The sequence below is a fragment of the Brevundimonas sp. PAMC22021 genome (assembly GCF_019443405.1).
Lineage (GTDB): Bacteria > Pseudomonadota > Alphaproteobacteria > Caulobacterales > Caulobacteraceae > Brevundimonas.
The window spans coordinates 776,790-794,086 of sequence record NZ_CP080376.1 but is presented as its reverse complement, the minus strand read 5'-3'; the positions used below and the strand labels follow the sequence as shown (position 1 = coordinate 794,086).

At 67.7% G+C, this 17,297-nt stretch carries 23 protein-coding genes and 1 tRNA gene; 7 read left to right on the top strand and 17 right to left on the bottom strand.

The annotated features are described in order from the left end of the window. Positions 1-11: 11 nt before the first annotated feature. Positions 12-197, bottom strand: a complete 186-nt coding sequence (locus tag KY493_RS03885) for a hypothetical protein (RefSeq protein ID WP_219897677.1) — start codon at positions 195-197, stop codon at positions 12-14. A 260-nt stretch (positions 198-457) separates the two neighbouring features. Between KY493_RS03885 and pelA the strand changes: the two genes are divergently transcribed. After that, positions 458-1,507 carry a pectate lyase gene (gene pelA, locus KY493_RS03880; protein WP_255568013.1) on the top strand — a complete coding sequence of 350 codons (1,050 nt, stop codon included), beginning with the start codon at positions 458-460 and terminating at the stop codon, positions 1,505-1,507. Between the two features lie 16 nt (positions 1,508-1,523). On the opposite strand, the gene KY493_RS03875 is transcribed toward pelA, so the two are convergent. After that, the gene (locus tag KY493_RS03875; RefSeq protein WP_219897676.1) at positions 1,524-1,781 is read right to left on the bottom strand and encodes a hypothetical protein; all 258 of its coding nucleotides are present in this window, start codon (positions 1,779-1,781) and stop codon (positions 1,524-1,526) included. Further along, entirely contained in the window at positions 1,778-1,996 is a 219-nt protein-coding gene (locus KY493_RS03870) for a hypothetical protein (RefSeq protein ID WP_219897675.1), read from the bottom strand. Before KY493_RS03870 ends, KY493_RS03875 begins: the two co-directional genes overlap by 4 nt. Before the next feature lie 134 nt (positions 1,997-2,130). Here KY493_RS03870 and KY493_RS03865 point away from each other — a divergent pair, with 134 nt between their 5' ends. Beyond that, a complete protein-coding gene (locus KY493_RS03865) occupies positions 2,131-2,988 on the top strand; it encodes an SDR family oxidoreductase (protein ID WP_255568012.1) in 858 nt (285 codons plus the stop codon). A gap of 24 nt (positions 2,989-3,012) precedes the next feature. Here KY493_RS03865 and uvsE read toward each other — a convergent pair whose 3' ends face one another. Continuing rightward, entirely contained in the window at positions 3,013-4,176 is a 1,164-nt protein-coding gene (gene uvsE, locus KY493_RS03860) for a UV DNA damage repair endonuclease UvsE (protein ID WP_219897674.1), read from the bottom strand. Next, positions 4,173-5,243 (bottom strand): hypothetical protein, encoded by a 1,071-nt coding sequence (locus tag KY493_RS03855; RefSeq protein WP_219897673.1) that lies wholly within the window; start codon positions 5,241-5,243, stop codon positions 4,173-4,175. The genes uvsE and KY493_RS03855 overlap by 4 nt, the downstream gene beginning before the upstream one ends. A gap of 143 nt (positions 5,244-5,386) precedes the next feature. Here KY493_RS03855 and KY493_RS03850 point away from each other — a divergent pair, with 143 nt between their 5' ends. From KY493_RS03850 to KY493_RS03840, 3 genes are all read left to right on the top strand, one after another. Continuing rightward, on the top strand, positions 5,387-6,109 hold the full coding sequence (locus KY493_RS03850) for a DnaJ C-terminal domain-containing protein (protein ID WP_219897672.1): 723 nt from the start codon (positions 5,387-5,389) through the stop codon (positions 6,107-6,109). Between the two features lie 9 nt (positions 6,110-6,118). Then, entirely contained in the window at positions 6,119-7,207 is a 1,089-nt protein-coding gene (gene aroC / locus KY493_RS03845) for a chorismate synthase (protein WP_219897671.1), read from the top strand. A 219-nt stretch (positions 7,208-7,426) separates the two neighbouring features. Then, on the top strand, positions 7,427-7,768 hold the full coding sequence (locus tag KY493_RS03840) for a VOC family protein (protein WP_219897670.1): 342 nt from the start codon (positions 7,427-7,429) through the stop codon (positions 7,766-7,768). 6 nt (positions 7,769-7,774) lie between these two features. Here KY493_RS03840 and KY493_RS03835 read toward each other — a convergent pair whose 3' ends face one another. The 3 genes from KY493_RS03835 to thiE are packed head-to-tail and all read right to left on the bottom strand — an operon-like array spanning position 7,775 to position 10,805. After that, positions 7,775-8,359 (bottom strand): hypothetical protein, encoded by a 585-nt coding sequence (locus tag KY493_RS03835; protein ID WP_219897669.1) that lies wholly within the window; start codon positions 8,357-8,359, stop codon positions 7,775-7,777. Between the two features lie 51 nt (positions 8,360-8,410). Further along, the gene (locus tag KY493_RS03830) at positions 8,411-10,087 is read right to left on the bottom strand and encodes a HAMP domain-containing sensor histidine kinase (protein ID WP_219897668.1); all 1,677 of its coding nucleotides are present in this window, start codon (positions 10,085-10,087) and stop codon (positions 8,411-8,413) included. A 49-nt stretch (positions 10,088-10,136) separates the two neighbouring features. Next, positions 10,137-10,805 carry a thiamine phosphate synthase gene (gene thiE / locus KY493_RS03825; RefSeq protein WP_219897667.1) on the bottom strand — a complete coding sequence of 223 codons (669 nt, stop codon included), beginning with the start codon at positions 10,803-10,805 and terminating at the stop codon, positions 10,137-10,139. Between the two features lie 124 nt (positions 10,806-10,929). Between thiE and KY493_RS03820 the strand changes: the two genes are divergently transcribed. Both KY493_RS03820 and bfr read left to right on the top strand, forming a co-directional pair. Continuing rightward, positions 10,930-11,115, top strand: coding sequence for a bacterioferritin-associated ferredoxin (locus KY493_RS03820; protein ID WP_219898311.1), 186 nt, complete (start codon positions 10,930-10,932; stop codon positions 11,113-11,115). Between the two features lie 134 nt (positions 11,116-11,249). Next, positions 11,250-11,750 carry a bacterioferritin gene (bfr, locus tag KY493_RS03815; RefSeq protein ID WP_219897666.1) on the top strand — a complete coding sequence of 167 codons (501 nt, stop codon included), beginning with the start codon at positions 11,250-11,252 and terminating at the stop codon, positions 11,748-11,750. A 31-nt stretch (positions 11,751-11,781) separates the two neighbouring features. Here the strand turns inward: bfr and KY493_RS03810 are convergent, their stop codons facing one another. From KY493_RS03810 to KY493_RS03770, 9 genes are all read right to left on the bottom strand, one after another. Beyond that, a complete protein-coding gene (locus tag KY493_RS03810) occupies positions 11,782-12,201 on the bottom strand; it encodes an NUDIX hydrolase (protein WP_255568010.1) in 420 nt (139 codons plus the stop codon). A gap of 127 nt (positions 12,202-12,328) precedes the next feature. Next, a complete protein-coding gene (locus tag KY493_RS03805; protein WP_219897664.1) occupies positions 12,329-13,432 on the bottom strand; it encodes an AI-2E family transporter in 1,104 nt (367 codons plus the stop codon). Between the two features lie 172 nt (positions 13,433-13,604). Further along, positions 13,605-14,294, bottom strand: coding sequence for a 50S ribosomal protein L1 (rplA, locus tag KY493_RS03800; RefSeq protein WP_219897663.1), 690 nt, complete (start codon positions 14,292-14,294; stop codon positions 13,605-13,607). Between the two features lie 4 nt (positions 14,295-14,298). After that, positions 14,299-14,730 (bottom strand): 50S ribosomal protein L11, encoded by a 432-nt coding sequence (gene rplK, locus KY493_RS03795; protein WP_219897662.1) that lies wholly within the window; start codon positions 14,728-14,730, stop codon positions 14,299-14,301. A 258-nt stretch (positions 14,731-14,988) separates the two neighbouring features. Then, a complete protein-coding gene (locus KY493_RS03790) occupies positions 14,989-15,339 on the bottom strand; it encodes an endonuclease domain-containing protein (RefSeq protein ID WP_219897661.1) in 351 nt (116 codons plus the stop codon). A 163-nt stretch (positions 15,340-15,502) separates the two neighbouring features. Next, positions 15,503-16,072: a transcription termination/antitermination protein NusG gene (gene nusG / locus KY493_RS03785; protein ID WP_219897660.1), complete on the bottom strand. Its 570-nt coding sequence runs from the start codon at positions 16,070-16,072 to the stop codon at positions 15,503-15,505. Between the two features lie 13 nt (positions 16,073-16,085). Next, entirely contained in the window at positions 16,086-16,382 is a 297-nt protein-coding gene (gene secE, locus KY493_RS03780) for a preprotein translocase subunit SecE (protein ID WP_219897659.1), read from the bottom strand. A 70-nt stretch (positions 16,383-16,452) separates the two neighbouring features. Then, a tRNA-Trp gene (locus KY493_RS03775) sits at positions 16,453-16,528 on the bottom strand. 80 nt (positions 16,529-16,608) lie between these two features. Further along, on the bottom strand, positions 16,609-17,241 hold the full coding sequence (locus KY493_RS03770) for a hypothetical protein (RefSeq protein ID WP_219897657.1): 633 nt from the start codon (positions 17,239-17,241) through the stop codon (positions 16,609-16,611). Positions 17,242-17,297: the final 56 nt, after the last annotated feature.

The window sequence follows — 17,297 nt, the reverse complement described above, 5'->3', positions numbered from 1 at the left end:
CCGGATGGCGCTCAGTTCCCAACGGCCTCGCGACAGACGCGGATCAGGTCTCGCCTGAGACCGGGCGCCCGCAGCGGCTCCAGCTGCGCCGGAGAATAGCCCTCTCCCGATAGGGCAGAGCGTATGTCGCTTGCGATCGCATAGGCGCCGGTGCGCGCCAGTTCGAACGCGCGATCGATCGCGTTCCGACGTCCCATTCGCTTCCCCCGAAGCTGATTCCGGCCGGGATCGTCTCGCCCCGGACGCCGAGCAGCCTGGATGGCGATGTTGAACAACGCTTTAAGAACGGCAAAGCTGGAGGTTGAATAAAGTCACAGGCTCAGGCCGCGCCAAGGCCTCATGTCAGACCGAGTTGACACCGGTGTCGCTTCCGGTCGAAGTTCGCCGATCCTGAGTCCTGGGACCAATCTCCGGTGGCGAGGGCGTCTCTCAAATGCTGTCTGCGAGGATGATGAAGATGCAGTCCGTCATGCTCGCGCTGATCGCCGCGGGCGCAATCCTGTCGGCGTCGGTGGGCGCATCCGCGCAAACGCCCGCCTGGGGTTCGTCCGTGCTGCGGCAGAAGGCTGGCTGGTACGCCTCGCCTCAGGCGCTGGCGATGGCGCGCACGGTGATGCTGCATCAATCGCCGGAAGGCGGCTGGCCCAAGAACAGCGACCTTGCCCGCCCTCCGTCGGCCTCGGCCGAGCACAGCGAGCCCACCTTCGACAACAACGGCACCACCCAGCCGATGGCGTTCCTGGCTCGTGTCGCGAGCGCCAGCGACGATGCGGCGGTCGAGGCGTCCTTCCTGCGCGGGCTGGACTATGTGCTGGCCGCCCAGCAACCGCACGGCGGCTGGCCGCAGTTCTATCCGCTGCGCGGCGGCTACTACGACCACATCACCTTCAATGACGACGCCATGGTCCACATCCTGACGCTGCTCAGCGATGTGGCGCGAGGCGCTGACCCCTACGCCTTTGTCGACGCAGAGCGCCGCGATCAGGCCGGACGTGCGGTGCAGGCCGGCATCGACGTCATCCTGAAAACTCAGATCCGCAAGGATGGCGTCCTGACCGCATGGTGCGCCCAGCACGACGAGCGGACCTTCGAGCCCGCATGGGCGCGCCGGTTCGAACCGCCATCCCTCTCGGGAAACGAAAGCGTCGGCATCGTCCGCTTCCTGATGAGCCGACCCGATCCGTCGCCCGAGATGATCGCGGCGGTGGACGGCGCCGTCGCCTGGTTCCAGGCCTCGGCCATTCCCGATCTGCGGCTGGAGACCATCGAACTCGCGGACGGACGCGAGGACCGCCAGTTGATCGCGGCGCCGGGCGAGCGCCTGTGGGCGCGGTTCTATGATCTGCAGACCAATCGGCCGGTCTACATGGGTCGCGACTCGGTTCCCCATGAACGGCTGGAGGACATCGAGTTCGAGCGCCGCAACGGCTACCACTACGTCGGGACCTGGCCCGAGGCGCTGCTGACGCGGGACTATCCTCGCTGGAAGGCGGGGCTGGCCCGCTGATCCTGGGCGGGACGCGCTACTCGGCGGGGCGCTTCTCGTCTCGCCGCGCTTCCTGGTCCGTGTCGCCGCTGTGTTCCGGCTGATTGGCCAAGGGTTTGCGCGCCGGCGTGGCGACCTGCGGCGTCGGCTTGGGTCCGGTCAGGGCGCCGCCGACGTTTGCGCTGGGATCGGCGCTGCGGCGACCGGGCGCCTCCTCGCGCGTTTCTCCCCGATCGCAGGCGGACAGGCAGAGGCCCATCGCCGCCGCGCCAAGGCCGACGAACAAGCGCGTCATCGCGACTCCTCCCTTTCGGGCTCCTCCCCCGGCCGGGAGTCCGTTCCGGCCTGATGCTCGATCCGGCCGCTCTCGACCTCGGCGCGAGAGAAGACCTCCTCCTGCCCGTCGATCAGCAGTTCGTCGGACGGCGCGAAGTCTCCCCGAATCCGTCCCGGCGTCTGGGCGGCGTAGAGTGGATCGGCGTCCTTGGTCTTGTTCGCAGGGTCTGACATCCCGCTCGAACGGTGTGCGCGGAGGTGTTGTTCCTGCGCCCGACGCATTCACCTTATTCGCTGGTCAAGCTCGAACCGCGATCGAATCTGTGGGTTGCCCCTTCTTCTTTCAGGCTCCCCACAGGAAATCTTCCATGCGCGACTATCCCAAGCCCCCGTTCAAGACGTCCCAGCAACCTCGGCCCGGCTCCAGCGAGGCGATGGACCCGGTCCCCGACTATGGCGAGGCCACCTACAAGGGCTCGGGCCGGCTGGCCGACAAGGTCGCGGTGATCACCGGCGCCGACTCCGGCATCGGCCGTGCGGTCGCCCTGGCCTTCGCCCGTGAAGGCGCGGACGTGCTGGTCGCCTATCTCGATGAAGAGGAAGACGCCGCCGAGACCCGTCGCCTGGTCGAGGATGCGGGTCGCCGCTGCGAGCTGTTCGCCGGCGACATCTCCAAGCGCGAGACCTGCGGCGAGCTGGTGCGCCGGGCGGTGGACGCCTTTGGCCGCATCGACATCCTGGTCAACAACGCCGCCCGCCAGATGAGCTACGACAGCATCGACGAGATTCCCGACGAGGAGTGGGAGGCCACCTTCGCCACCAACATCTCGGCCATGTTCTACATCACCAAGGACGCGGTGCCGCACATGCCGCCGGGCGCATCGATCATCAACACGGCCTCGATCAACGCCGACACGCCCAGCCCGCAGCTGCTGGCCTACGCCACCACCAAGGGCGCGATCCAGAACTTCACCGGCGGCCTCGCCCAGCTGTTGGCCGAAAAGCACATCCGCGCCAACGCCGTCGCCCCCGGCCCGGTCTGGACGCCGCTGATCCCCTCGACCATGCCGGCCGAGAAGGTCGAAAACTTCGGCTCGCAGGTGCCGTTCGGCCGCCCCGCCCAGCCGGCGGAACTGGCCGGCGCCTATGTGCTGCTGGCCTCCGACGACGCCAGCTACATTTCCGGGGCGACCATCGCGGTGACCGGCGGCAAGCCGATCATCTGACTCCTGCGCGAGGCGGCGGACGGATCAGCCGTTCGCCGCCAGTCCGCCTTCGTCCACGTCGGCGCCCTCTTCGCTGTCGGCCTCTTCATCGACCAGCGCCTCGTCCTCGGCCAGACGCTGGGCATCGGCGGCGGTGATGCCGAACCGCGCCGCGACGTCAGGCGCATACCTCAGCATGTCCGCCCGCAGCCGCAGCAGGCTCAGGTCCTTGGACTTCGACTCCAGCATCACGTCGAACTCCAGCCCCTCCGCAGTTCGCATGAACGTCGCGAACTCGAACGGATTGGTGAAATCGGCATGGCCCGTCCAGATCGGCGGGCGCAGCACCGTGCGGATCCGCGCCGTCGGCTTGACCGACGCCTTCAGCACATCGCCCTTCTTCGACCTGGACTTGCCGGCGGCGGCGGCCTCGCGCTGCTTGGGCGTGATCTTCTGCTTGATCTCGCGCAGCTCGGTTCGGGGCGAAGAGAAGTGGATCTTGGGACGCACCCCGGCCGGCCACGTCCGCATAAAGGCTTCCAGCGTCTGACGCAGGTCCGCCCGCTCGGGGTTCAGGCACCAGAAGTGCTGATAGTCGAAGACGCAACGCACGCCCGTGCGCTCATGGATCCACAGCACGTCGGCGGCCGAGAAGCGGATGTCGTCATTCTCCAGCACCAGCCGGCGCTGGACATGCTCCGGGCACTGGTTCCAGCCGTCGATCCAGCGGGCGCGACTGGCCTCGTGGTCGTCATAGACGCCGCCGACGTGGGTGATCATCACCGCCTCGTCGTTCAGCTCCATGCGGTCCAGCATCTCGGCCTGGCTGGCCAGATCCCAGATGCTCTTTCGGGTCAGCTCGGGATTGGGCGCATTCAACAGGATGTACTGCGACGGGTGGAACGACAGGCGGATGTCGTAGTCGCGCGCCTTTTGCCCGAACGCCCTCAACTCCGCATCACTGTCGGCCACCATGGAGTGGAACTGCGGCATGTCCGGGTGCGTGGCGTAGGGCGCGATGTCCGATGACAGGCGGTACATGTCCAGCCGCTCCGACTTCAGATAGTCCAGCACCTTGTCCAGCAGCTCCAGCGAGCACTTCAGGTGGGGGTTCTTCTGCCAGCGCCGGGTGTCTTGGGTCTTCATGTCGGGCTTGCCCATGACCTTGACGGGAAAGCCGAGGCGGAGCGGTCGGTCGGGGTCGGTCATGCGTCCACTTGTTGATCGGGCAGGCCGAGATCGGCCACGAAGGCGTTCCAGTCAGGTATCCTCAGCGCGCCGCCCGTCGCCTGGGCGTGGCCATTGCCATAGCGGTCGTCGGCGCCGGGCGGCCGATGCTCGGCCAGGAAGTCGATGAGGTTGCGGCCCGTCGCCGAGCGCGCGGCGAAATGCACCCAGCCGGGGCGGTAGCCGGTGTTGGCCGCCAGCACGATCTTGTCGCGCAGCCGCCCGCGCCACTGCTGCGCCACCAGCGGATGCACCTGGCATCCGGAAGAAAAACGGATCATCGCCACGTCGCCGACGATCCTGGGGGCGACGCGCTTGGCGGCCTCCATGGCCTCGCGCACCTCTTGCTTGGCGTCGACCAGGGCGCGGGCGTCGACGTCTTCACCCTTGGTGATCGCCTTTGGACCATCGGCGCTCAGCAACAGCCTCAACGCCGGCCAGGGATCGGCGGCGGCCGTGCGGCGAGGCGCGTTGATCAGGGACACCGCGTCCCTCAGCGCCGTCTTGCCCCAGCGAGCTTGCGCCTCCGCCAGCTCGGGAAAGCCGCGTTCCTCGGCCATGTCGCCGATCAGGCCGACAGCGGCCAGCCACAGCAGATCGGCCTGGTCGCCCAGCGCGCCCGCCGCCCACCAGGCCAAGAGGGCCGTGGTCGGCTCCGGCTCCAGGCCATGGCCGCTGAGGGTGACGGCGCCCGCGGGCTCTCCGGTTGGCGTATGGTGGTCGACCACCAGGGTCTGCACGCCCTCCAGCACCGGCTCGGCGCGCGTTCCAAGATCAGCGACGATCAGGGCTGACGGAGCGAGAGCCAAGATGCGCCGCCGCACCGCCTCGTCCCAGGCCGTCTCGCCCTTGCCGATCGGCAGGGGCGTGGCCGACCAGCCCGCTCGCGACAGGGCGCGCACCAGTATGGCGCCGGCCGCCAGACCATCGGCGTCGAAGTGGCAGAGAACCGCGACCGGCCGCGCACGATCGGCCTGACGCAGCACGTCGTTCAGCGCTTCCGCCGCCGCGACCTGGGGCTGGTGGGCGGTGGCCAGGACTCCGATCATGCAGAACCTAACGGCGGCCGCCGCCGTTGGCTCCCCTCGCCGCTTCGCAGGAAGACCGCTTAGGCCAATCCCGAAGCGGGTGAAAACGACCGCGATCATCACGGTTAACCGGCCTTTGACTCTGTTCGCCCAAGCATTGGGACATGTCCGCCTCCCCCGCCCGGATCGATCTCGCCCAGCGGCGCGCCGCCCTGGCCCTGCTGGGCCTGCTGGAAGGCGCGGACAGCCAGGCCCTGAAAGGTGCGTTCCGCCAGGCGGTGAAGGCGGCGCGGCCGGATCAGGCGGGCGGCGACGCGGAACGCTTTCGCCAGGTCATTGAGGCCTATCGCCTGCTGCAGAGGGCCGAACCTGCGCCGATCGCTGCGCTTGAGCGCACCTTGCCGGAGGCGCCGCCGATCCTGGTGCTGACGCCGCTGCAGGCGCTTTGGGGCGCGACGGTCCAGACGCGGGTCTGCGGCCGGCGGCTGGCGGTTCAGGCGCCGGCTGGCCTCCGAACCGGAGAGCGGCTGAGGCTGCGCGACAGCGGCGCGGACCATCTGGTGTCGGTGCTGATCCGGCCCGCCGATGGGCTGTCGGTTTTGGGCGACGACCTGTTCATGAGCTGGCCGACGCCGCCGAGGATGCTGGAGGACGGCGGGCGCATCGAGATGGAGACCTATGCCGGGCCGCGCTCCGCCTGGGTGACGCCCGGTCTGAGCGCACCCGCACGCTTGTGCCTGCCCGGCCTTGGCCTGCCTGCGCGCGGTGGGCGACCGCTGGGCCGGCTGTTCGTGACGCTGACGCCCGCCTCCGACGCGCCCTCGCCCGCCGAGGATCGCCTGTTGCGGTTCACGAAGGTCTGGACGCCCGAGCGGCTCGCCGCCTAAGCGTCAGCCATGTCGCACAACACCTTCGGCCATCTGTTTCGCGTGACGACCTGGGGCGAGAGCCATGGGCCGGCCATCGGCTGCGTCGTCGACGGCTGCCCGCCGGGCATTCCTCTGACGGCGGCCGACATACAGCCCTGGTTGGATCGGAGAAAGCCGGGCGGCAGCCGCTTCGTCACCCAGCGCAACGAGAGCGACACGGCGCAGATCCTGTCGGGCGTGTTCGACGACGGCGCGGGACCGGTGACCACCGGCACGCCGATTTCGATCCTGATCCCCAATGAGGACCCGCGTTCCAAGGACTATGGCGAGATCGCCCGCGCCTTTCGCCCGGGGCACGCCGACTACGCCTATCAGGCCAAATACGGCGTGCGGGATCACCGCGGCGGCGGGCGATCCTCGGCGCGCGAGACCGCCAGTCGGGTGGCCGCCGGGGCGATCGCCCGCAAGGTCGTCGGCGACGGCGTGCGCATCCGCGCCGGCGTGGTCCAGCTGGGTCCGCACCGGATCGCGGACGACCGCATCGACTTCGACGCCGTCAACGCTAATCCGCTGTTCGCGGCGTCGGCCGAGGTCGTCGGCGAGTGGGAGGCGAATCTGGACGGGGTGCGCAAGGCGGGCTCGTCCATCGGCGCCGTGGTCGCGCTGGAGGTCACCGGCCTGCCCGCCGGCTGGGGCGCGCCGCTGTATGGAAAGCTGGACGCCGAGCTGGCTGCCGCCCTGATGTCTATCAACGCCGTCAAGGGGGTGGAGATCGGCGCAGGCTTTGGCGCCGCTGGGCTGTCGGGCGAGGACAACGCCGACGAGATGCGGCTAGGCGACGACGGGCGGCCGGTGTTCCTGTCGAACCATGCGGGCGGGGTGCTGGGCGGCATCTCCACCGGCCAGCCGCTGACGGCGCGCGTGGCGTTCAAGCCGACTTCCTCGATCCTGACGCATCGGCGCACGGTCACGCGCGACGGCGAGGAAACCGACCTGCGCACCAAGGGACGGCACGATCCGTGCGTCGCCCTGCGCGGCGTGCCGGTGGTGGAAGCCATGGCCGCCTGCGTGCTCGCCGACGCCCTGTTGCGTCACCGCGCGCAGATCGGCGGCTAGGTCGGCGATTGACGTCGCGGCTGCGGCTTTGACGGCTGCGGCGCGGGACGGGTGCGGCGACTGGGTTCCGCATCGCGCATCAGCGCCACCAAACTCGCCAATCCTGTGGTCATCACGATCATGAACGCACCTGCGATTGCGAACCGGTCTCAGGTTTGCGCAGAGTCGGAGATCGTGCAAGCTCTACCGATCACCACACCGACCACAGGGGCGTCACCGATGCGTGAAGACGGCAAGCTGGACTATCTGGAGCTGCCCGGCGGGGTCCTGCCGCGGACCAAGGCGTTCTACGGCGAGGCGTTCGGCTGGACCTTTGTCGATTACGGCCCGAGCTATGCCGCGTTCGAGCAGGGGTTGGACGGCGGCTTCGACGCCGATGCGACCGCCGCCACGCCGCAGCCCCTGCCCGTCCTCTATGCCCATGACCTGGAGGCCATGCAGGCCAGGGTCGAGGCGGCCGGCGGCGTCATCGTGCGGGCGATCTATGCTTTCCCCGGTAGTCGGCGCTTCCACTTCCGCGACCCGGCCGGAAGCGAGCTGGCGGTGTGGTCCGAGGGCTGAGGGCGATCAGCGCGGCTCCACGCCCTGGCCGATCGCCTCGGCCTGGACGCGGTCGGCGCCGTCGAGGCTGGCGATCCAGACGTGGATCTCCTTGGGGGCCGAGGGGCGCTGGAACAGGTGCTCGGCGGCGGTGCGCTGGCCGTTCTCCGTCAGCACGACCGAAGAGCGCCCGCCCGCCTGGACCATCTCTCCGTCATAGATCGGAAACTGCGACGCCGGGCCGGCATAGACGGTGACAAAGGTCTGGCCGCCGCGCTGGATGGCGTAGACCTTGGCGTCCGCGCCCGACGGACGCTGGATCATCTGAAAGCCCGCCGGCACGGTCGCACGGAACGGCAGGGCGGCGATGGCGGCGGCGCTCAGCGGCGCAACCTCCGGCGCACGTGGCGCGGCCGCAGTCGTAGCGACAGGCGCGGGCGTCGTCACAGCCGCCGGCGGCGCGGCTGGGCGGGTCGGCGCCGGCGCCGGCGCCGCGGACTGAGCGGCCGGTCCGCCGTTCAGACTGCGGGTCAGGTCGCTGGACGGGCGCGGCGCGGTCTGACCGGACGGCGCGGCGACGGCAAAGGCGGAGACAAGAGCGATCAACATCATTGCGGAAGCTTGTCCCGCCCTTGTGTCGAGAACAAGCCCCGTCGCATCGCCTTAGACGCCCGGCAGGGTGACCCAGAAGGCGGCGCCCTCGCCCGGCTCAGACACCACGCCGATCTCGCCGTTCTGCAACTCCACCAGACGGCGCGCCAAGGCCAGGCCGATGCCGTGGCCCTCGATCGTCGAACGCTCCAGTCCCAGCCGGTTGAAGGGCTCGAACAACTGCGCCTGTTTCTCGGCGCTGAGGCCGGGACCGAAGTCGATCACCTCTACACGAACTGCGGCGTCCTCGCGGACGGCGCGCAGGATGACGCGTCCGCCGGAGCGACCGTACTTCATCGCATTGACGCCCAGGTTGGTCAGCACCTGCGCCATGCGCTGCGAATCGGCCAGGGCCACGGCCGCGGAAGGCTCGCCCTGCACCTCTACCGAGACGTCCTGCGCTTCCGGCCGCAGGATCAGGGCGCGGCGAACGTCCTGCATGACGCCGAACATGTCGGTCGGACGCAGATCGACGCGGACAGCCCCCGCCTCGGCGCGCGCCACGTCCAGCAGGTCATGCGCCAGGGTCTCGACCTCGCGCGCGGTGCGGACCAGCATGTCGGCCATCTCGACCTGCTGAGGCGTGACAAGGCCCAGCTGTCCCTTTGACCACAGTTCGCCGATGCCGATCACGCCCGCGACCGGGCTCTTGATCTCGTGCGCCACATTGGCCAGCAGGCGCGACTTGGCGGCCGAGGCCATCTCGGCCTGGCGCTGGGCCCGTCGGGCGGCGGCGACCAGCCCCGCCCGCTCCTCGATCAGGCTGGCCAGGAGGGTGAAGGGCATATAGCCGACCACCACAAGCAGTTGCGCCGTCATCACCTGCTGCGACAGGTCGCCGGCCGCGCGATAGGGACCTTGCCCGAGCAGCGAAGAGCCTACCGCGACCAGGGCGATCACGCAGATGGCGGCAGCCACGCCGAGCACCCGGAAGCGCAGCGCGATCAAAACCAGCGCCGGCAGCAGCAGAAAGCCCAGCGGCATGCCGCCGGTGAAGGCGAACAGGCAAAGCGCGACCAGGCCGACCAGCAGACCCAGCGCCTCCAGCGCGCGTTGCGGCCTGGCGAGCACGCGCAGGCTGACCGACGTGGCGGCGATAACGGTGGAGCAGATCACCGCCATGCCCATGGCGTGGCCCAACCACCAGGTCTGAAGGCTCGGCAGGATCGGCGCGCCGGTGAAGAGGCCCAGGCCGATCGAGGCGACCAGGCCGGCGGCGAGCGGCGGCAGCACGGCGGTGCTGACCAGCAAGCGCGCGGCGTCTTCCAGGGTGTTCATCGACAAAGCCGGCGCGAACCGCCGCGCCATCGCCACAGCGCCAACGATCTCGATCAGATTGACGATCGTGAAGAAGGCCGACAGCGCCGGCGGATTGCCCGCGAGCAGTTCGCCGACCATGATCGCCGTGGTCATGGCTGCGAAGAAGGCGGTGTCGAGAGAGCGCCCCCTGCCGCCCTGACGAAGCCAGACCGCCGTCGCCAGACCGCCCGCGCCCCACAAAGCCGCGACCGTCCCCTCAGATCGCGCCAGCGACAGGGCCAGGCCGATCAGAACGACCACTCCGACCCCGGTGAGGATAGGCGCCAGCGTCCACGTCAGCCCGCCCGCCCCGCGGGTTCGCTCGATACGCGCCTTGCGCGAGCGCGGGACCTTCGAAGCAGCGATGTCGAGCGCGGTGCTCGGGGTCATGGGGAGGGCCTTGGGTAAGCGGCTACATTCTCCACAAAACCTATCTTTGTTAAATTTCCTCTGCGACAGCCGCCAGCACAGCTGCGAATCGCGACACGGCGACCGCTGGACCGTCAGGGTGGGCCCAGACGCCGCCAGAGACCGCGATGAAATCGGCTCCGGCGCGGGCGAGCGCCGCCGCATTGTCGACGGTGATCCCGCCGATGGCGACGCAGGGAACCTCCACGGTCTCCTGCCAGGTCGACAACAGCTCCAGTTCCGGCCGGTGAGCCGTCTCCTTGGTGGCGGTCGGGTAGAAGGCGCCAAAGGCGACGTAGTCCGCTCCGCCCTCGGCCGCGTCCCAGGCCAGGTCGCGATCGGCATGGCAGGTGACGCCGATCATCGCGTCAGGCCCCAGGATGCGGCGCGCCTCGGCGAGCGGCGCGTCCTCCTGTCCGATGTGAACACCGTCGCAGCCCAGCGTTCGCGCCAGGTCGGGCCGGTCGTTCAGCAACACCGCCACGCCCATCGCGCGCGCGATGGGCAAGAGCCGCTGCACGGCGTTGCGGATGTCGCCTTCCTCCGCCGGCTTCAGCCGGATCTGCAGCGCCGCGACGTCGCCTGCATCCAGCGCCTGCTCCAGCTGCGCGGCGAAGGCGTCCAGATGAGCGATGTGCGGCGGCGTGATGAGATACAGTCGGCACGGCGGGCGGACAGGAGCGAGAGGTTGGCGAGCCATGGCCGAGGACCTGCGACGGCGCGCCGCGCGCGTCAACGGCAATCCATCGCCGCGAACGATTTGCAATCGCCTCTACGGCTGCTATAGCGAACCATTATCAGTCGCCTGCGTGAGTGTTCGCCTCGTGTATGTCTGCAACTGCAATGGCCTGCGTCGCCGCGACGTGGCCCAGGCCATCGAAGCGGGCGCCGAGCGGCCCCGCGACATCTTCGCCTCGCATGGGTGCCAGGCGCAGTGCGCCAAGTGCGTCTGCGAGATGCGCCAGATGATTCAGTCCAGCCGCGAAAGCTTCGCGCTCGCAGCCGAGTAGAAGAGAAAGAGCGAGCGACAATCGTTCGCGTTATCAACGCGCTGATAAATAGTCGCAGGTAAACACAGCCGCTTTTACTGTGCTAGGAAGCCTCTGACGGCGCGGTTGCGCGATCAGGACAAAGGACCATGGCCATGAAGGGCGATCCCGCGATCATCCGCACCCTCAATGCGGTGCTGACCAACGAGCTGACGGCGGTCAACCAGTACTTCCTGCATGCCCGCATGTTTGAAAGCTGGGGCCTGAAGCACCTGGGTCAGGTGATCTACGAGGAATCGATCGGCGAGATGAAGCACGCCGACATGCTGATCAAGCGCGTGCTGTTTTTGGACGGCCTGCCCAACCTGCAGGATTTGCACAAGCTGCACATCGGCGAGAACGCCATTGAATGCCTGGGCGCCGACTTGCAGCTGGAGCTGGGCAGCCGCGAGACCCTGCTTCCCGCCATCGTCCAGTGCGAAGAGGCGCGCGACTTCGTCAGCCGCGAGATCCTGGTCCACATCCTGTCGGACACCGAGGAGCACATCGACTTCCTCGAGACCCAGCACCTGCTGATCCGCCAACTGGGCGAGCAGAACTATCTGCAGTCGGCCATGACCGAGATCAGCCCGGACAAGAGCGCGTCGGGCAACTGACGCCGAACGGGGCGGGCGCGATGCGCCTGCCCTACCCCTCGCCGGCGTCCGGTGCAGCTACGGGCGGTTCGAAGCGGCGGATCAGGTCGGCGAGATCGGTCTCATGCACGGCCTCGGCGGCGTGGGCGAGCATCATCCATTGCCGCTGGCGTTCGCCGTCCTCGGGCCAGGCGCCCAGCTGGATCAAGACTTCCAGCGGATAGACGGCGACCACGCACTGACGCTCGGCGCCGGTGCGCAGGCGTTTTGCGTAGCGAAATGAGCCGATCGCGTCCGGATGGATCTCGCCCCGGACGCCGGCCTCCTCCAGCGCCTCCTGCGCGGCGGCTTCATGGTCGGTCTTGCCGATCATTCGACCGCCCTTGGGGATGACCCAGCGCCGGGTCTCGCGCGAGGTGATCATCAGGACCTGCAGCCCATCGTCGGTCTTGCGCCAGGGCAGCGCCGCCACCTGGCGAGTTTCCGAGCTTCTTGAACGCTTGCTCTTGGTCACACGCTTGGGCCCTTCAACGCGACACCTCGTCTCAGGGGCCCGAAGACGGCATTCGAGCGGCGGGGTCAAGACGTCCGTTCACGGATCATTCCTTCTTGGACTTGCGTCCCTTCTCACCGTGAGCCTTGGCGTCGGGATCGCCAAGCACGTCCTGGCGGTACAGCATGGTCACCAGGGTGTGCAGCACGAGCGCCAGGGGCGTGGCGAACAGCACGCCCAGCGGCCCGAACAGCGTGCCGATGCCGACAACCGCGAAGATGCCGAGCACGACCGGCAGGTTGGCGACGTTCTTCTGCACCATCGGGGTGATGAAGTTGCTCTCGAGCTGGGACACGACAAGATAGAGGCCCAGCGTCAGCAGCACGGTGTCGAGCCCTTGGGTCGTGGCCACCAGCACCGCAGGCACGGTGGAGACGATCGGCCCCACGATCGGCACGAACTGCGCCAGACCGGTGAGCAGCCCCAGCGCCAGCGCCGAGGGCACGCCGATGACGGCGAGGCCGACGCCGGTCAGGGTGCCCACCAGGACCATCGAGAACAGCTGCGCCTTCAGCCAGCCCTTCAGCGCCATGCCGCAGGTGTTCAGCACCTGGCGCAGACGGGGACGCCGATCCATCGGGAAGATCGACAGCATGCCTTCGCGCGACTTGGCCGGTTCGATGGCCAGAAAGACGCCTGCCACCACCACCAGCAACAGGGTGGTCAGGCCCGAGGCGAAGCCCATTGCGAACTTCTGGGCGACCTGCAGCGCCTGGCCGGCGCGGTCGCCGAGGTGCTGCACCTGCTCCAGCAACTGAGGCCCGTAAGGCTGCGCCAGGACGTAGGCCTGAACGCGCGCGGCGCCTTGGGGCAGCACCGCCGATAGCGAGGCGATCTGCTGCGCGATCTGGGTGCCGAACAGGAACAGCACGCCGGCTATGAAAAGAACCACGATCAGCAGCGAAGCGAACACCGCCATGGGATCAGGCAGACGCAGCCAGCGCACGATGGGATCGGCCAGGGACCGCAGCACCACGGCGACGACAATCGCCCCGAAAATCAGCAGCCACAGCGTCTGCAGCCCGACAATCAGCTGCACCGTGAAATAGGCGGCCACCAGCACGATCGCGCCAAAGGCCAGACGACCTTTCCATGGATCACCGCCGTCCAGCGGCTCGCCCTGTGTCCTTGCCTTCAGAAATCCGAACATCGCCGCCCAATCTTGATCCGAACCGGTGCAACGCGCCGCGGGCGCAGCCGTTCGCATCCAGTCAAAATAAACGGCACAGCTTGTCCGAACAGCTGTTGATCGCCGCTGAAAAGAAAAGGGCGGCGACCCTGAGGTCGCCGCCCTTTCACGTCCCGGTGGCGGTCGCCGCGGCTCAGGCGCCGAGCGAAGCTGGGTCGATCTTGAAGCCCGGGCCCATCGTCGAGGACAGGCTGATGCGCTTCACATAGGTGCCCTTGGCGCCCGACGGCTTGGCGCGGTTCAGAGCGTCCACGAACGCCTTGACGTTGGCTTCCAGAGCTTCCTGGGTGAAGGAGGCCTTGCCGACGCCGGCGTGGGCGATGCCCGCCTTTTCGACACGGAACTCGACCGCGCCGCCCTTGGCGTCCTTGACGGCCTGGGCGACGTTCGGGGTCACGGTGCCGACCTTGGGATTCGGCATCAGGCCGCGCGGGCCCAGCACCTTACCCAGACGGCCGACCAGGGCCATCATGTCCGGCGAGGCGATCACGCGGTCGAACTCCATGAAGCCGCCGGCGATGCGCTCGTACAGGTCCTCGGCGCCGACGTGCTCGGCCCCGGCCGCGCGCGCTTCATCGGCGCGGGCGTCCTTGGCGAAGACGGCGACGCGAACGTCGCGGCCGGTGCCCGAGGGCAGGTTCACCACGCCGCGGACCTGCTGGTCGGCGTGACGCGGATCGACGCCCAGGTTGACGGCGATCTCGATCGACTCGTCGAACTTGGCGGTGGCGTTGTCCTTGACGGCCTTGATGGCGTCGGCGAACGGCATGTTCACCTGGGTGTCGCCGGTGCGGGCCTTGAGGCGCTTGGTTTGCTTGGCCATGAGCTTAGCCCTCCACCACTTCCAGGCCCATCGCGCGGGCCGAGCCTTCGATGATCTTCGCCGCGGCGTCGATGTCGTTGGCGTTGAGATCCTTCATCTTCTTTTCGGCGATCTCGCGCAGTTGCGTTTGCGTGATCTTGCCGGCCGTTTCGCGGCCCACGAGCTTGGAACCCGACTTCAGGCCGGTGGCCTGCTTCAGGAACCAGGTCGCCGGCGGCGTCTTGGTGACAAAGGTGAAGCTCTTGTCCTGGTAGACGGTGATCACGGTCGGAAGCGGGGTGCCCTTGGCTTCCTTTTCCGTGCGCGCGTTGAACTCCTTGCAGAAGCCCATGATGTTGACGCCGCGCTGACCCAGCGCAGGGCCGATCGGCGGCGAAGGCGTGGCCGAGCCGGCCGGCACCTGCAGCTTGATGTAGCCGAGAATCTTCTTGGCCATTGAACTCTCCTATGGATGACCTGATCGGGGATCAGGCCGGTGAGCCGTGGTCCGGCATGGCTGCCTCCCACGGATTTGCCCCGCATGCGCGGGAGGCGCGCCTATAGCGGACGGATGTGGAAAAGGAAACCCCTCCGTCACGAGGCTTACGCCTCGCGCCACCTCCCCATCGACGATAGGGAGGAGAAATCTTCTCCTCCCTATCGCGCAGAGATGGGGAGGTGGATCGGCGGCGCAGCCGACGAGACGGAGGGGTCTTCAGCGACCGGTCAGTTCGGCCTGAAGGAAGTCGATCACGGACGGCAGATCGTCTCTGACTGCGACGGCTTCGATCCTGATGACGCGAACACCCTGCTGCGCCAGCCAGACGGTTCGTCGCGCATCATGTGCGGCGCGTTCCGCGCCGCTGTGCATGAGACCATCCACCTCGACCGCTGCCTTCGCCTGTGGGCAATAGAAGTCGAGGATGTAGGGGCCGATCGGATGCTGGCGGCGGAAGCGCACGCCGAGCCGCTGGTTCTTGATCGCCGTCCAGAGTCTAGCCTCTGGCGGCGTCAAAGCCCTTCGCATGGTGCGGGCGCGTTCGTAGCTCTTCGCGGCGGCCGGCATCCAACCCCTCCGTCTCGTCGGCTATGCCGACGATCCACCTCCCCATTCGCTTCGCGAACAGGGAGGAGAAAAGAGGTTTGGTCAACTCCCCTAACTATAGAGGATAGAGAGGGGGCGCGGCGCGCAGCACCGTGACGAAGGGGTTCTGGTAGTCAGCGGCCGATCAGCCCGCGACCTTCTCCACCTGGCCGTATTCCAGATCGACCGGCGTCGCGCGGCCGAAGATGGAGACGGCGACGCGCAGGCGGGCGTTGTCCTCGTCCACGCTTTCGACCGAGCCGTCGAAGCTGGCGAAGGGGCCGTCGGTGACCTTGACCTTTTCGCCGATGTCGAAGCGGATGGTGGGTTTCGGACGCTCCACGCCCTCTTCCACCGCGCCGATGATGTTCTGCACTTCGCGTTCGGAGACCGGCAGCGGCTTGGTGCCGCCGGCTGCGCCCAGGAAGCCGGTGACCTTGGGCGTGTCCTTGACCAGGTGATAGGCCTCGTCCGTCATCTCCATCTTCACCAGCACATAACCGGGGAAGAATTTGCGCTCGGAGTTCACCTTGCGGCCGCGGCGGATCTCGACGACGTCCTCGGTCGGCACCAGGATTTCGGAGAACTTGTCCTCAAGCCCACGCTGACGAGCCTGCTCGCGCAGCTGCTCGGCGACCTTCTTTTCGAAGTTCGAATAGGCGTTGATGATGTACCACTTGTGGCGCGGATTGGCGGCGGGCGCTGCATCGGTCATGGGCGCGTCTTTCTCAGGATCCGAGAGCGATGATGTAGCGGAAGGCGAAGCCCAGGCCGGTGTCCACGATCCAGAAGAAGATCGAGGCGATCAGCACCATGATGAAGACCATCACCGAGGTGATCCAGGTCTCCTTGCGGCTCGGCCAGGTGATCTTGCGGCCCTCGGCGCGGACCTGGCTGAAGAACTGACCGGGCGAGGTCTTCTTCTTGGGCGCAGGCGCGTCCACGGCGATCGTCTGGGCCGCCGGAACCGTCTGGGGCCCCGCGCCCATCTGGGGACGCCTGCCGGGAGTTTTGGCCTTGGCCATCAGCTGCTCTTCAAAACAATTGAACCTGTCGCCGCAGATGGGAAGTCCCATCCGGCGGCGACAGGGGGAATGGCAGGAGTTGGGGGACTCGAACCCACGACCCCCGGTTTTGGAGACCGGTGCTCTACCAGCTGAGCTAAACTCCTAGACAAGAGGCGGCCGTGAAGCCGTTCTCGCCAGAGGGGCGCGTATGCCCCACCCCGCTCCGCTTTTCAAGCGCGATGCGTCAGCGCGGGCTGAACAGTCGTCCGTTGCGGCGCACGAACTCGCGCAGCGTTCCCGTCAGGACCCAGCCCTGCTCGCCCTGGAGGTAGATCCACCCGGCCGCGGCGCCCACGAGCGCGCCCAGACAGTCCACGATCAGGTCCCACATGGTGTCCATCAGCCCGGACCGCTGGGTGTTCGTGCCCAGCGTCTGGTCGGCAGTGAACTCGATGATCTCCCAGAACACGCCCACCGTGACCGCAAAGCAGAAGGCGAAAAAGGCCACGGTGATCGGCGCCGCGGTCAATCGCTCGCCGCGCACAAGGATCAGCATCAGCACGACCCCGGCCAGGCCAAAGGCCACGGCGGAGCCGATGTGAAGCACGATGTCCCACCACCAGAAGCGTTCGTAGAAATTCCTGATCTCTCCTAGAAAGAGGGTCGCCATCAGGAACACCGCGATCGCCACCAGGAAACCCGAAGGGATGTGCACGCCCGAGACCCGTCCCACATAGAGCGGAAGCAAGGTCAGACCGAATGTCGTCAGCGCGACCGCACCGACGATCCATTCCCTGTTGAGCAGGGCGGCGCAGGCTTCGCCCAGCAGCACGAGCCAGATCAGCTTCAGGGGCCAAGGTTGCTGGAGCAGTCGCATCAGCTTCTCCGAGGGGAAAGGCCGCTAACGCGGTTCGGCTTCGGATCGATCCGCAG